Origin of the sequence: Veillonella sp. (genome assembly GCF_018381775.1) — a bacterium.
In the GTDB taxonomy this organism is placed as follows: domain Bacteria; phylum Bacillota; class Negativicutes; order Veillonellales; family Veillonellaceae; genus Veillonella.
The window spans coordinates 62,255-77,618 of record NZ_JAGZRH010000010.1 but is presented as its reverse complement, the minus strand read 5'-3'; the positions used below and the strand labels follow the sequence as shown (position 1 = coordinate 77,618).

General features: G+C 38.6%; 11 protein-coding genes. 3 read left to right on the top strand and 8 right to left on the bottom strand.

Features of this window, described 5'->3' with window-relative positions; genetic code table 11:
- Positions 1-85: 85 nt before the first annotated feature.
- The 5 genes from KH109_RS07350 to KH109_RS07330 all read right to left on the bottom strand — a co-directional run bounded on the left by KH109_RS07350 (position 86) and on the right by KH109_RS07330 (position 5,075).
- Positions 86-1,039, bottom strand: coding sequence for a M23 family metallopeptidase (locus KH109_RS07350; RefSeq protein WP_295217585.1), 954 nt, complete (start codon positions 1,037-1,039; stop codon positions 86-88).
- A gap of 12 nt (positions 1,040-1,051) precedes the next feature.
- A complete protein-coding gene (locus tag KH109_RS07345; protein ID WP_024064314.1) occupies positions 1,052-1,573 on the bottom strand; it encodes a DUF4446 family protein in 522 nt (173 codons plus the stop codon).
- Positions 1,574-1,776: 203 nt separating this feature from the next.
- Positions 1,777-3,057 (bottom strand): [FeFe] hydrogenase H-cluster maturation GTPase HydF, encoded by a 1,281-nt coding sequence (hydF, locus tag KH109_RS07340; RefSeq protein ID WP_295217564.1) that lies wholly within the window; start codon positions 3,055-3,057, stop codon positions 1,777-1,779.
- 251 nt (positions 3,058-3,308) lie between these two features.
- On the bottom strand, positions 3,309-4,238 hold the full coding sequence (locus KH109_RS07335) for a ParB/RepB/Spo0J family partition protein (protein WP_295217553.1): 930 nt from the start codon (positions 4,236-4,238) through the stop codon (positions 3,309-3,311).
- Positions 4,239-4,304: 66 nt separating this feature from the next.
- Positions 4,305-5,075: an AAA family ATPase gene (locus KH109_RS07330; protein WP_295217542.1), complete on the bottom strand. Its 771-nt coding sequence runs from the start codon at positions 5,073-5,075 to the stop codon at positions 4,305-4,307.
- A gap of 893 nt (positions 5,076-5,968) precedes the next feature.
- Between KH109_RS07330 and KH109_RS07325 the strand changes: the two genes are divergently transcribed.
- The 3 genes from KH109_RS07325 to KH109_RS07315 all read left to right on the top strand — a co-directional run bounded on the left by KH109_RS07325 (position 5,969) and on the right by KH109_RS07315 (position 10,204).
- Positions 5,969-6,736: a methionine synthase gene (locus tag KH109_RS07325; protein ID WP_295217527.1), complete on the top strand. Its 768-nt coding sequence runs from the start codon at positions 5,969-5,971 to the stop codon at positions 6,734-6,736.
- 49 nt (positions 6,737-6,785) lie between these two features.
- The gene (locus tag KH109_RS07320) at positions 6,786-9,221 is read left to right on the top strand and encodes a homocysteine S-methyltransferase family protein (RefSeq protein ID WP_295217515.1); all 2,436 of its coding nucleotides are present in this window, start codon (positions 6,786-6,788) and stop codon (positions 9,219-9,221) included.
- A 125-nt stretch (positions 9,222-9,346) separates the two neighbouring features.
- On the top strand, positions 9,347-10,204 hold the full coding sequence (locus KH109_RS07315) for a methylenetetrahydrofolate reductase (protein WP_082717874.1): 858 nt from the start codon (positions 9,347-9,349) through the stop codon (positions 10,202-10,204).
- Between the two features lie 93 nt (positions 10,205-10,297).
- Here KH109_RS07315 and rsmG read toward each other — a convergent pair whose 3' ends face one another.
- The 3 genes from rsmG to mnmE form a co-directional block, all read right to left on the bottom strand.
- On the bottom strand, positions 10,298-11,050 hold the full coding sequence (rsmG, locus tag KH109_RS07310; protein ID WP_295217487.1) for a 16S rRNA (guanine(527)-N(7))-methyltransferase RsmG: 753 nt from the start codon (positions 11,048-11,050) through the stop codon (positions 10,298-10,300).
- A gap of 741 nt (positions 11,051-11,791) precedes the next feature.
- Positions 11,792-13,663: a tRNA uridine-5-carboxymethylaminomethyl(34) synthesis enzyme MnmG gene (mnmG, locus tag KH109_RS07305; protein ID WP_295217458.1), complete on the bottom strand. Its 1,872-nt coding sequence runs from the start codon at positions 13,661-13,663 to the stop codon at positions 11,792-11,794.
- A gap of 246 nt (positions 13,664-13,909) precedes the next feature.
- Positions 13,910-15,295, bottom strand: coding sequence for a tRNA uridine-5-carboxymethylaminomethyl(34) synthesis GTPase MnmE (gene mnmE / locus KH109_RS07300; protein WP_295217446.1), 1,386 nt, complete (start codon positions 15,293-15,295; stop codon positions 13,910-13,912).
- Between the last annotated feature and the right edge of the window lie 69 nt (positions 15,296-15,364).

Here is a 15,364-nt window from a genome sequence, read left to right as displayed (position 1 = left end):
TATATGCAAAAATAAAGAAAAAGAACTTGCTATTAGTGCATTTACACGCATAACAAGTTCTTTTTTCTATGAATTATGTTTTATTTTAGTTACTAATTGGTAAAAAGATCATAGGATCTGTAGGAGATCCATTGAGTCGTACCTCGTAGTGAACGTGAGCGCCTGTACTTTTACCAGTACTGCCCATCAAGGCAATTGTTTGACCTTGTTTTACGCTCATACCTACAGTTACCAATACAGCACTATTATGGCCATAACGGGTTACGAAGCCATTGCCATGATCGATTTCAACGAGGTTACCATAACCGCCGTCTGTATAACCGGCAAAGGTTACAACGCCCGCAGCAGTTGCCACAATTGGTGTACCATAGTCATCCGCAATATCTACCCCTTCGTGGAATGCACCGATAGCGCCCGTTACAGGGTCCACACGGCTACCAAATGGAGAGGTAATAACGCCCTTGCTCGGCCAGATACTTGGTGTAGTGTTATTCGTAACACCACCAGAACCAGCAGAGAAGTTAATGGATTGCATAGCCATAAGGTCTTGCGCCCCACCATCACGAAGGATATTACGCATTGTATAGAAGCTAACTAGCAATTTTTGTGCGTCCTTGTCCATTTTGGACAGACGAGCTGATAATTGTGCCGCTGTTAGCGTCTTTACTTCGCTTTCATCAGCGGCTGGCTGCTTTGGGTTGCTACCGTCCCCGCCACCTTGAGATGGTGTGCCAGATTCAGCGCCCTTCAGCATTTGCTTGTTTTCTTCGCTAATTTGATTTAAGTTTTGAATTTTCTTATCTAAAACATCTGTCTTTTGTTGTAACAATTTTAGCTGTTCAGATTGTAATTGTGTCTGTTGGCGTAATTGTACAACCTCAGCTTGGCGCACGATGCCCCAAATGCCGAGAACCAATGCAGCGATAATTATAATAGAGCTTACAATAGCTGCAACCTTCGCTTGCTTGGTTGTTAATGTCAATATGCAGTTGTCACCATTTCTTTCAACTTTGTTTGAAATAAATGCCGGTACTTTCAATACAAACCTTCCTTATTTAGAAACGATGGCGCTCGTTAACGCTTCCTCATTGGTGCGCTCGCCCAACGCTTCGTTCAAACTCTCTAATTCTTCTTGTGAAAGACTTACGAGACTTTTACCTTTCACAATAGGTTTACTAAAAATACGGGATTCGCTACGACCGTAAATACTGGAGATACAGATACCGTTATTGTTGCCATCAAGTAATGTAAGTGCAAAAGACAAATCATTACCGATATTTTCAAAGGCATTATATTTAATAAAGCCAATTTTTTGTATCGTATTGCTTTGAATATTGCGGATCGCCGCTTGCTCGGTCATCATAGTCTCAAGACCTTTTGCAGCATCGCGAATTTCGCTAACCTCTACAGATAATTTACGTTCTAGGCTCGCACCATTGTCCCCTTGCATAAAGAAATCGTATTTCTTTTTAAGACTCCCTAAGCGAATGTGCAAGATGACACAATACACTAACAACGCTATAACAAGGACGATGGTTGCCATGCCAATCCACGGTTGAATCGATTCGAACATGTATATTCCTTCCTATACAATCATTCAAACTCCAACACTTAATTATACCATTCTTATTGTGAAAGTTAAATGACTGTATACAATTTAATTTAATATATTTAATGTATCTAATATAGATAAGCGATATCTATATAACAATTCCTATAACAAGTATGTAAGGCTATATCTACATATATGTGTTAGATACAAATTACAATACTTTATTAGCCCTCTAATTCGTCAACAAATGGGCTTATCGCTCGTTCTAGTATACCATGTAGCGTGGCTATGAGTACACCGTAATTTACGATTGGTGTGCCTTGTACAACGGCACATTCAATGCGTCGTAATACTTCGCGGCGTGTAAGCATACAAGCACCACAGTGGATGATTAAATCATACTGAGATACATCTTTTGGGAAGGCTCCCCCACTCGTAAATTCTAGCTGTAAATCTGCATGACCTTGCTTCTTAAGAAGATTAGGAATTTTTACAGTTCCAATATCATCACATTGACGGCGATGTGTACAGCCTTCGCTGATAAGCACCTTAGAACCTGGTTTCAAATTCTTAATCGCCTTTACACCAGCTACTAAATCTTGTAATTTTCCTTTAAAGCGAGCCATCAAAATGGAGAACGATGTTAATGGAATAGTATCTGGTGTTAACTCATCAACCCGATCAAAGGCTTGAGAGTCACAGATAACCATCTTAGGCGGATTCTTAAGAGAATTAATCATAGCCGGTAACTCTTCTGTTTGGCACACTAGCGCTAAGCCTTTATAGTCGAGAATTTCTCGAATGGTTTGTACCTGTGGCAAAATAAGGCGGCCCTTTGGTGCTGCACTATCAATAGGACACACAAGAATGATGGCATCCCCCTCTTCTACTAAACCTTGTAATAGAGTTTGATCCCCTTCTACATCAAGTGGTGTTAAACCACCAAGTAAATCTAGTAATTCTAGACGTTTCTCATTAGACGTAAAATCGGCTGAACCAATTACGGTAGCTAAATCAGACAACCCCTTATGAGTTTTAATATAAGCAGATGTATTTGATTCAACTTTATCTGTATTAGCTGTATTAGCTGTATTTGATTCAACTTTTTCTTTATTTTCTGCATTGATTTCATTTATAAATAACGCAATAGGCACATTATTTTGTTTTAAAAGCCCTAACCAATGCATATCATCAGCAGTTGGTTCTTCATCGGTACGAAGTACATAAACAGCGAGATTGATCTTTTTCACAACCTCTTCTGTTTTCTCCATACGCAATGTACCTAATTCAGTTGTATCATCTATACCAGCTGTATCGGTAATCACTACAGGACCTAATGGTAAAATCTCCATGGATTTGCTCACTGGGTCTGTCGTTGTCCCTGCCACCTCAGATACAAGGGATACAGGCTGATCTGTTAACATATTAATCAATGTAGACTTACCAGCGTTACAACGACCAAAAAAGCCTATATGCACGCGGTTTGCTTTAGGTGTTTGTTCCATAGTCTATCCTTGTTACTTAACGTTTATATTGCTCACAAAATATAGTTAATAATCTTACAACATATATTATGATCTACTAAGTTAGCTTACAATATTATTATAACTCAATAAAATACCTTATATACAGTAAAAGCGCAGTCCGTAGACTACGCTTTCACCGTGGATTGTAAATTGTATTTACATTATACAGAATTGTTGTCGATTTGTCATTACTAAATTTACATAATTCGATTCGAATTTTAATATATCAATTATACTCTAAATTCTACTGTTTCAGTATCGTCTGTATTATCTTGACCATCCATAAAGGCAATGAGACGTTCTAATTCTGCTTCAGAGGAGAAGGCAATTTCAATCTTACCTTGAACCTTTTTACCAGCACGGAACTTAATGTTTACAGGAGATCCTAAGCTTAGTTTTAAACGGTCCATAAGAGCACGTACCTCTGCAGTACTTTGTGGCTTAGCAGCCTTTGTCTTAGGTGTTTTATTTTGCATAGACTTTACAAGAGCCTCTGCTTGACGTGCACTTAATTCGCCCTCTTTAATTCGTTCAGCAGCTTCTATTTGTTGCGCAGCACTACGCAAAGCCAGTAATGGACGTGCTTGACCTACTGTTAAATCCCCTTCAATTAGGTCTTTTTGTACTGAATCACATAATTTTAACAAACGAACCATATTCGCAATATAAGAACGACTGCGACCTAAACGAGCAGAAATCATTTCTTGCGTTTGTTTATACGTATCCATTAGACCTTGGTATGCCAAAGCTTCTTCAATTGGATCTAACCCTTCACGTTGTAGATTTTCAACAAGAGCTACCTCTGTCATTTCTTCTGTATTATATTTCTTTACAATAACTGGTACTGTCTCTAAACCTGCAATAATTGCAGCACGGTAACGACGTTCACCAGCTACGATTTGGTACTTATTCTTTTGTTTACGTACTACAATTGGTTGAAAAATACCAAGATTTTTAATAGACTCAGCTAATGTAGCTAAACTATCTTCATCAAAGCTTTTACGAGGTTGATCTGCATTAGGAACCAATTCAGAAATCGGTAATTCATGAATTTCCTTTTCAGGCAATACAGACTCTACCGTATCCACCTTCATTAAATTTCCAAGGCCCTTCCCCAAGCCGGATGATTTACTTTTCTTACTTTTTACTTCTCTAGGCATAACTAACCTCTCTCACCTTACATATACGACTATATATTAATTTGTAAAACTCAATTATCTAACTATTTATTTAGCTTTTGAAGCTTTAATCACTTCTTTAGCTAGTTTAGTATATACGTCTGCCCCTTTTGATTTTGGATCATATACGATAATAGGTTCACCATAACTTGGAGCTTCGCTAAGACGTACATTACGTGGAATAATAGTCTTATATACTTTATTGCCAAAGAATTTTTTCACTTCATCAGCAACTTGAATAGATAAATTTGTGCGACCATCAAACATAGTTAATAAAACACCTTCAATTTCAAGATTTTTATTAGATGTTTGTTGTACAATTGTTATGGTTTTTACTAGTTGGCTAACCCCTTCTAATGCGTAAAATTCACTTTGAATTGGAATTAATACGCTATCTGCTGCTGTAAAAGCATTTAATGTTAGTAAACCAAGGGACGGCGGACAGTCAATAATGATAAAATCGTATTCGTCACGTACTGGTGCCAATGCTTTTTTCAACATTGTTTCACGTGAAACAACGGAAACGAGTTCCACTTCTGCACCAGCTAATTGAATTGTTGCAGGCGCTACAAATAGCTTTTTAAGCATTGTAGGCTGAACAATATCAGTAATAGGTTCACCATCGATTAGAACATCGTGTACACAAAGTTCTAAATCATCTTTTTCAATGCCTAAACCAGAGCTAGCATTACCCTGTGGATCTAAATCAACAAGCAATACTTTCTTACCAGCATCAGCCAAACAAGCGCTCAAATTCACGGATGTTGTTGTTTTACCAACACCGCCTTTTTGATTAGTAATAGCTATAACTTTGCCCACTTAATTCACCTCACATGTTCGTTCAAAATATTTCTTTTTAATTATAACATAAAACAACGATAATTACGGTAATTACAAATCAAATTCTAGAAAAATATCTATATTTTTTCACTAACTAAATTATTTAATAATACACGTATTTACATATTAGCAAATAATATGATTAAATCTTATTTTTATTTTTCAAAAACAACTATAGGAATTCTAAATGTTTCACGTGAAACATTTATGATCAACAAAAACAAATAAGAATAAATTCACTCACGTAACATATAGTTTTAATTCAAAAAAATTGTAATAGAAAAATAATCTTGGTATATAAAGATATACACATCATCTAAATTTACACAAAAAATTTTTTGCCTGAAATTTATCAAAAAACAATTAATTAGAAATTAAAATTAAGCCACTAAAAAATTTAGATAAAAAGTTAATTTATTACAAATACAATTAAGAATTATAATTAATAATCAAACATCATTACTAAAAATAAAATTTAATATATCGAGCAAAATTTACAGCCAAAATAATTCGATTGTTTCACGTGAAACAATTTGATTTAAAACAGTAAAGATATTAAGTTGGATATTAAGTTGAATGTAATAACATATAATAATTAAATCATCACCAATAATAACTTTTAGGATTAAAATATATCATGATATAGCTTTAAGTTATATCAACACACTACTAAATTATATGAGAATATAGGCTTCATATGCTTTGACAGGCTTTCATCATATCTATATACTATTAACTAGGTAGTGATTAGATTGATAATCTTTAATATAGTTAAATTAATTATATTACAGGATCTAATATATACAAATAATAGTAAGCACACACGCTCTACGGATACGCAGAGCTTTTTATTTTGAAAAGGAGGCGTTTCCATGCCCATTTATAACGGAATGCTTCCTGCCATCGATAAAGCAGAAGTAAAACGATACGCAGGACTTCGTCATGCAGAGAATTTTCCGCAACAATATGTGGACGAAGCATGTAAAGAAATTCAGTTATTAGCTACACCTAAAGGTGTATATCAAGAATACGATTATGATGCAGAAATAAAGACAATTTTGAGCAATCCACCGCTTAAAATTGAAGGTTCCATCATCGAAAAACATCTAGAAAAGTCTACAAAAGTCTATGTACTAGGCGTAACAGTAGGCGAAGATGTAGAAATCCGCAGTGAACAGTTATTCAAACAAGGTAACTACACTGTAGGCTTGTTACTTGATGCAGCGGCTACAACAGCAGTAGAACAAGTAGCAGATCAAGTAAATGAAGTTATCAATACAATTGCAAAAAAACAAGGCTATAAACCAACATGGCGTTTTAGCCCTGGATATGGTAACTGGCCATTAGAAATTCAACCACAACTAGCTAAAATTATCAAAACAGAGATGATTGGCTTACAAGTAACAGAGAACTATTTATTGTTCCCACGTAAGTCTGTAACAGCTATCATTGGTTTGATGCCAGCTAACGAAGATATCAAAACAAAACGTGGTTGCACATCTTGTTCCCAAAAGGATTGTGCATCTCGTAAATTACCAGAAAAGGCGACTGTAACGTCTAATAACGAAGGCGAAGAGGGCTGTAACAAAACAACAGCTGAAGCCTCTGGTATCGCTATGAAAGGCCAACCAACAGAATAATGTTTCACGTGAAACATTTCAAAAATTAGGATGATAAAGGAAGATATTTATGTATATATTTGACGGTGCTATGGGCACAATGCTTCAAGCGGCAGGCTTAGAAGAGGGCTATTGTCCAGAATTATTTAACGTAGAAAAACCAGAAGTAGTAAAGAATATTCACGCTCAATACTTACAACATGGCAGTGATGTTATTACTACTAACACATTCGGTGCTTGTGGACTTAAGTTAGAAGATTATGACTTACAAGATCGAGTAAGAGAGATTAATATTGCAGCCGTAAAGGTAGCAAAAGAAGCTATTGCAGAGGTTAAACCATCTGCTCGTGTAGCTGGTTCTATGGGTCCTACAGGCCGTTTCTTACAGCCATTAGGTAATATGAGCTTTGACTCTATTTATGACACATATCGCGAACAAGCAGATGCATTGATCGAAGGTGGCGTAGATTTCATTATCATTGAAACTATTATCGACGTACAAGAAATGCGTGCCGCTTTATTGGCCTCTCTTGATGCTCGTGAAGCAGCAGGGAAGACAAAAGAAGATGTACAAATTATCTGTCAATTTTCTTTCAGTGAAGACGGTCGTACCATTACAGGTACGCCACCTGCAGTAGCAACTACTATTGTAGAGGCTATGGGTGCTGATATTATCGGTATTAACTGTTCTCTTGGACCTGAACAAATCACACCTCTTATTGAGGAAATTGCTAGCGTAACAAATTTGCCAATCAGTTGCCAACCAAATGCAGGTATGCCGCAATTAATTAACAAACAAACTGTATTTCCACTTACAGCAGAAGAAATGGGTCCATTGATGCTTCCAATCGTAGATGCAGGTGCAAGCTATGTAGGTGGTTGCTGTGGTACAACACCAGCTCATATCCAATCTATTTCCGACGCTGTGAAAGCACATACACCTAAAGAACGTGCTCATATTGAACCTAAAACAATTATTACGAGCCGTACTAAATTGTTAGAATTAGGTCACAATACAAAACCTCTTATCATCGGTGAACGTATCAATCCTACAGGTCGTAAAGTGCTTGCTCAAGAATTACGCGATGGTTCTTTCATCCGTGTAAAACGCGATGCATTAGACCAAGTAGAAGCAGGTGCCGATATTCTCGACGTAAACATGGGCGTAGCAGGCATGGACCAAACTCCATTGATGGAACGTGCGATTTTCGAATTATCCATGCTCGTTGAAACTCCATTATCCATCGATACATTGGATCCAGCAGCTATGGAAGTAGCTCTTAAAAACTATCCAGGCCGCGCTCTTATCAACTCCGTAAATGGGGAAGAGGAGTCCATCACACACGTTATGCCATTGGCTAAACGTTATGGTGCTGCTTTGCTTTGCTTGCCAATCTGCAGTGGCGACTTACCTGAAAAAGCAGAAGACCGCGTTGCTTTAGCTGAAAGCATTGTAAATCGTGCCTATGGCTATGGGCTTCAACCACACGACTTATTACTTGATCCATTAGTGTTAACACTTGCTAGCGGTGAAGATAGTGCACGCCAAACATTGCGTACATTACAGTTATATAAAGAGAAATTTGGCTTCCCAACAGTAATGGGCTTGTCTAACATCTCCTTCGGTATGCCACAACGCCCTTACTTGAACGGCCAATTCTTAACAATGGCTTTAGCATGTGGCTTAACTACACCAATTATGAATCCTCTAAACTATCCAGCGAAAAAAGCGTTTGTTTCTAGCACTACATTATTAGGTTGGGACCCAGGTTCTGCTCAATTCATCAAAGAATACGGTTATGAAGACGAAACAAGTGCTCCTGGTAACGCTGCTCCAAAAGGTCCTGAAAAGAAATCCTTCGACAGCAATGATCCATTAGCTAATATCCGTGCTTGCGTAGAGCAAGGGGAAAAAGAGGCTATTATAGACCTTGTTAAAAAAGCATTAGCCGATGGTATTGATCCATTAGACCTTACTAAAAAAGGTCTTTCTGAAGCAATGAACGTAGTAGGGGATAAATTTGGATCTGGTAAATTATTCTTGCCACAAGTAATGCTTGCTGCTGAAACAATGCAGGCTGCTTTCAACACAATTAAAGAAATCATTCCTGCTAGTGAAAGTTTAGATAAAGGCACAGTTGTTGTAGCAACAGTTAAAGGCGACATCCACGATTTAGGTAAAAATATCGTAGCAGCCTTACTTGAAAACAATGGTTATAAAATCGTTGACCTTGGTAAAGACGTTGATCCAGAAGTCATCGTTCAAGCTATTAAGGACAACAAGGCGGCTCTCGTTGGTATCTGTTCCTTGATGACTACAACAATGCCTCAAATCGATAATACTGTTGCAGCTATCCGCGCTGCAGGCCTTAATACTAAGGTCATGGTTGGTGGCGCCGTAGTATCTCAAGAATACGCAGATCAAGCGGGCGCAGATATCTACGCTAAAGACGGCATCGCTGCCGTTAACCACGCAAATGATTACTTTGAGACATTAGAAAAATAATTTCTGATTTACATGATACAAAACAAGGTGAAAGCTCATCTTAAAAACTTATTTTGATTGTGAAACCCACTTAAAGGATTAAACAAGATAAGCTTTCACCATATGTATAGATCAAGAGGTACATGATGACATTAAGAGAGAAACATCAACAAGGGAAATTCACCATCACTGTTGAATTAGACCCACCAAAGAGTAGTTCTGCTCAAAAGGTATTTGACCAAGCATCGCGTTTAAAAGGGAAAGTAGATGCTATTAACATCGCTGACAGCCCTATGTCCAAGATGCGTATGAGCCCAATTTCCTTGTCCTATTTGTTACAACATAACGAAGGCATTGAAACTATCTTCCACCTTACATGCCGTGACCGTAACATCATCGGCTTACAATCCGAATTACTAGGCGCTGCAGCACTGGGCGTAAATAATATCTTAACCCTTACTGGTGACAAACCAGATAATGGGGATCACCCATTTGCACAATCCGTATTCGAAGTAGACTGCATGGGCTTGCTCAATATCGCTAAAACATTAAATGCTGGTAAAGACTTGGCAGGTAATGATTTAGATGAGCCTACAAACTTCTACATTGGTGCTACTGGCAACCCTGGTGCACCAGACTTAGAAATTGAACGTCAAAAATTAGCAGCGAAAATTAAAAATGGTGCGCACTTCGTACAAACACAACCAATTTACGATTTAGAACAAGCAAAACGTTACATCGATAAAATGTCTGAGTTTGATGTACCTATTATGCTCGGTTTAATTCCACTTAAAAGCTTCAAAATGGCTACATATCTACACGAAAAAGTGCCTGGGATCAACCTTACTCAAGAAATCCTAGACCGCGTAGAAAAGGGCGGTAAAGAAGCGGGTACAGAAATCGCTATCGAAACATTGGAACAAATCAAAAAAATCGCTGCAGGCGTACATATTATGCCTTTAAACGATATCGATACAACATTACATATCATTGATCACGTATAAATAATTGTAAAATAAAAAAAGAACACCTTTCCCACGACCTCCATAGTGAGTAGGGATAGGTGTTCTTTTTTTAACTATATTAACTATTTGAGATTACACTAACGGCTTATCTTTAATGTCTTTTGGTTTACGTGGGTATTGTTTCGGTGTTTTACCTATTTTCTTGATGTACAGGATAGCTCGTTTATCATCCAAGGTTGGAAGTGTAACAGTACGTACTTCTTCAATCTTTGCTTTTAATGTGCTAAGCGCTTTATTGGATTCTCCCACTTCTTCTTCGTAGATAGCACCTTTTAAAGCAATAACATAGCCACCTTCTTTAACATATGGTACGGTCCATTCTAATAGAATAGGTAATCTCGCTACTGCACGGCTCGTAGCAATATCGAAGCTTTCACGGTAATCTTGATGACTAAGATCCTCTGCACGACCATGTAAGGTCGTACAATTCGTCAATTTTAGCTCATCCATAACGGACTCAAGGAAGGTAAGACGTTTTTTCAAAGAATCAAACAAAGTGACCTTAAGGCTACGATCATAGATTGCCAACGGAATGCCAGGAAATCCAGCGCCAGTGCCGACATCGATGATGGACATGCCGGGTTTAATGATATTTGAGTCATAGCAGGAGAGGGAGTCAATCATGTGCTTAACTACAACCTCTTTCATATCTGTGATACCTGTAAGATTGAGGTATTTATTTGTTTCAATCATGCGCGCATAATACACGTAAAAGTCTTTTGCTTGCTCTTCTGTACAAGGCAAACCAAATTGGCTCATTTGTTCCATCATGTATGAAACAAATTCAGACTCCGGTGCTATAGGCACATCGTATTTCTCTTTCATAAGTACTCCTAATAAATTATCCGATATTTATATAATAGTAAAAGTAATCCACATATATGTAGCAAAACTCATGTCATATGACACATCATATAGACAAAACTATGTATTTAACAATATATGAGATATCAAAATAATATTTCGATTTTCAGATGCTATAAAACTCAAAAATTTGCGTTATACGGCGCTTTTAATCTATTTTATATAAGTTTATATACGAAAACTAATAAAATGACCATATAAGCGAAATATTTAAGTCATTTTTCTTTATATTATAGCATATTCTCAATTTATTCTCATTTACAAATCAAAATCTATGACCTGCGTAACACAAAATAAGGTAGGAGAGATGTTATACCTATATTATCATTTAAATAATAATATTGAGAAATCGGTCCATCTTTTTCACCTGCATTTTTTGCCTGTTAATAAATTTTCAGATTGTTATCCTATTTCAATATAAATCAAAATTTATTTACACATCTTATTATCAACCAAATTTCACAGTTTATTTCTATTTTATCACCATGAACTTTTCTTCACTTACAGATTATTTTGTCTATTCTGAATGTACACTTAATGTACTTCTCTAGTGTACATATTTTATGTGCAAAACAATATGTATTTTATAAATATTCATATAAATATACAAATATTTACTGATGTGACTCTCTCTTACATAAAAAAAGCTAGTTAATCGTAACGATTAGCTAGCTTTTTCGATTATATGATTTCTTATCACAATTATTTACTTCTATTATATTGTTCTAGTTGGATCAATAGAACAGACACGTCTGCCGGGGATACGCCAGAGATACGGCTTGCTTGGCCGATGGAGTGAGGGCGAATTTTGTTGAGCTTTTGTTGTGCTTCAAGAGAAATGCCCTTAATTTGTGTGTAATCCCATTCTTTTGGAAGAATTTTTTCTTCTAGTTTACGAACCTTGTCGACTTGGTCCATTTGTTTTTTGATATAACCTTCATAGGTAATGGAGATATCAACAGCTTCTTCAACATCAGGTGTATAACGTTTCAAACCAAATGCATCGGCTACGATGGCATAAGATAGTTCGTTACGTTTTACTAAATCATAAGCATGAATACCTGTTCTAATAGGTGCTGTACCTAAGCTTTCAAGTAAGTCTTGAGTTTCCTTAGATGGATTAACAGGTGTATTCCGCAACATATCCATTGCTTCTTCGATAGCAGCTTTCTTTGCTGTAAATTTAGCCCAACGATCGTCTTTTACAAGACCGATAGCACGGCCTTTTTCAGTAAGACGCATATCTGCATTGTCTTGACGAAGCAATAAACGATATTCGCTGCGACTTGTCATCATACGGTACGGTTCGTTTGTGCCCTTTGTTACGAGATCATCGATGAGAACACCGATATATGCTTCGGAGCGAGCAAGGATAAATGGTTCTTTACCTTCAAGCCATAAAGCAGCATTAATACCAGCCATGAGACCTTGTGCAGCGGCTTCTTCATAGCCAGATGTACCATTGGCTTGACCAGCAGAGTAGAGGCCTTCAATATGTTTTACTTGAAGCGCTGGTGTCAATTGTGTTGGGTTCAAGCAATCGTATTCAATAGCATACGCAGGGCGCATGATTTCAACATTTTCAAGGCCTGGAATGGTGCGAAGGAATGCATATTGTACGTCCATAGGAAGAGACGTACTCATGCCTTGCACGTACATTTCGTTTGTGCTAGTACCTTCTGGTTCTACGAATAATTGATGACGTTCTTTGTCGGCAAAGCGCACTACTTTATCTTCGATAGAAGGGCAGTAACGAGGGCCTACACCTTCGATTTTACCGCTATACATAGGAGCGCGGTGAATATTGCTCGTAATGATTTCGTGCGTTTCTTTGTTAGTATAGGTCAACCAACATACGTCTTCATTGCGATTGATCCATTCATCCATAAAGGAGAAGGAGTGATGATGTGTATCGCCTTCTTGAACCTCCATATTTTCAAGGTTAAGCGTGCGTTTATCTACACGGGCCGGCGTACCAGTCTTAAAGCGCATTAACTCAATGCCATTGTCGAGCAAAGATTGAGAGAAATGTTCTGCTACGCGTTGCCCATTTGGGCCACCTACATAATCAATATCACCGATGAGGATTTTACCTTTCAAGTAGGTACCTGTACAAAGAATAACAGCCTTAGCACCATAGAATTCGCCAAGTTCTGTAACAATACCTGTTACCTTGCCGTCCTCAACCTTAAGCTCTGTTACCATGATTTGCTTAACATTGAGGTTCTCTGTATTTTCAATGGTTTGTTTCATCAAATGTTGGTATTTGATTTTATCAGATTGGCAGCGCAAGGAATGCACTGCAGGGCCTTTACCCATGTTGAGCATACGCATTTGAATAGCAGTAGCATCTGCGTTAATACCCATTTGACCGCCTAAGGCATCAAGCTCATAAACAAGATGGCTTTTACCAGGACCGCCAACGGCAGGATTACATGGCATAAGCGCAATATTATCTAAACTGATGGTCGCCATCAACGTCCGATGACCCATGCGAGCAGCGGCGAGGGCCGCCTCACAACCAGCATGACCACCACCGATGACGATGACATCATAATTATCTACTGTGTACATATGAATTTCCTTATATATTATTACTTATGTTGAAAGCTTAATTTATTTAAATCACGAGGCCAAATATCCCAGAGTACTGTCCCTCACTGTAAAAATTTTTAAAGTGATGCTTGGGTTTAGCCCAGAGTCCAGGTCACTCGCTGAGCATTTTCCTTCGGAAAATTGCACGCTCCGACCAAAGTGATGTGTGGCTCCCATCGTCGCTAATGCTCCTCTGTTAGCTCACACCCTACTTTTGCTTTTACATCACTTACCTAAACAAAATCGACTGAATAGTTCGTCGATCATGCTTTCACGGATGGTGTCGCCTGTGATGTCGCCTAGTAGTTCCCAGGCGCTGCGCAAATCGGTAGCAACAAAGTCTACTGGCATGCCCATGTCGATGGAGGAGAGGGCTTGTTCGACTTGTGCCTTTGCTTGTTCCATGAGGCTGATGTGGCGCACATTACTGATCATGGCGCTGTTGTCTTGTTTTACGCGACCTCCGTAGACTAATTCTTGCACCCATTTAGAGAGAACTGCAGAGCCTTCGCCTTCTTTGGCGCTGATGCGTTCGATAGCTGTAAAGGTTCCGTGTTCCTTAATATGTTCATCTGTAACGACTTGTGCCACATCGGACTTATTGAGGAGTACGATGGTATTCAAACCGCTGACAGAGGTCAAAATTTCGATTTCTTCAGGGGTTAATGGCGTAGACCCGTCGATAACGCAGAGCACGATATCTGCTTTGTTGATATAATCGCGAGCACGCTCCACGCCGAGGGCTTCTACCGTATCTTGTGTGTCTCGAATGCCTGCCGTATCAATGAGGCGCAAAGAAATGCCTTCTACGGTCATATATTCTTCAATACTGTCCCGCGTCGTACCAGGAATATCCGTTACAATAGCGCGGTTTTCCCGCAAGAGAGCGTTCATAAGGCTCGATTTACCTGCATTTGGACGGCCTACAATAACCGTCGTAATGCCGTCCCGAATAAGGCGACCTGTATTGGCTGTGGATAAGAGTTCATCCATAGCTTTCAAAATAGGCTCTAACTGATCCCGAACCTCTTGGCTCGTTACATCCTCGATGTCCTCTTCAGGATAGTCGATAGTTACCTCTAAATGAGCAATCATAGCGATAAGCTGTTCACGCACATCTTTTACAAAGGACGAAACGGTGCCGTCTAGCTGCGATACAGCGAGAGAGAGGGAGTCCTCTGTTTTTGCTTCAATAATATCAATGATCGCCTCTGCTTGCGTGAGGTCGATACGTCCGTTCATAAAGGCACGCTTCGTAAATTCGCCGGCCTCTGCCATGCGTACATCATGATTTACGAGCAATTTCAAGATTTGTCGAACCGGCACAATACCGCCGTGACACTGAATTTCTACCACATCTTCCGCCGTGTAAGAATGAGGGCCTTTCATTAATAACACAAGAACCTCGTCGATGGTCTTGTTCGTTGCTGGATCCACAATGGTTCCGTATTGAATCGTTCTGTTTTGGCGGTCCATCAAAGGCACAGTGCCAGCGCTCTTGAACAGGCTATTTACAATAGGAAAACTATCCTTGCCGCTGACCCGAATAATACCAACCCCGCCGATGCCGGGCGGCGTCGCAATGGCCGCTATTGTATCATCTATATACATACATATCTCCGTATTTCGATTATCTAGTATTTGCTTTTGTATATATTCTTCGCCTGTGAAAGTTAAACT

Coding starts and splice junctions, on each gene's coding strand:
- KH109_RS07345 (WP_024064314.1), bottom strand. CDS start 1,573: ATGTTCGAATCGATTCAACCGTGGATTGGCATGGCAACCATCGTCCTT.
- hydF (WP_295217564.1), bottom strand. CDS start 3,057: ATGGAACAAACACCTAAAGCAAACCGCGTGCATATAGGCTTTTTTGGT.
- KH109_RS07335 (WP_295217553.1), bottom strand. CDS start 4,238: ATGCCTAGAGAAGTAAAAAGTAAGAAAAGTAAATCATCCGGCTTGGGG.
- KH109_RS07325 (WP_295217527.1), top strand. CDS start 5,969: ATGCCCATTTATAACGGAATGCTTCCTGCCATCGATAAAGCAGAAGTA.
- KH109_RS07320 (WP_295217515.1), top strand. CDS start 6,786: ATGTATATATTTGACGGTGCTATGGGCACAATGCTTCAAGCGGCAGGC.
- KH109_RS07315 (WP_082717874.1), top strand. CDS start 9,347: ATGACATTAAGAGAGAAACATCAACAAGGGAAATTCACCATCACTGTT.
- rsmG (WP_295217487.1), bottom strand. CDS start 11,050: ATGAAAGAGAAATACGATGTGCCTATAGCACCGGAGTCTGAATTTGTT.
- mnmG (WP_295217458.1), bottom strand. CDS start 13,663: ATGTACACAGTAGATAATTATGATGTCATCGTCATCGGTGGTGGTCAT.
- mnmE (WP_295217446.1), bottom strand. CDS start 15,295: ATGTATATAGATGATACAATAGCGGCCATTGCGACGCCGCCCGGCATC.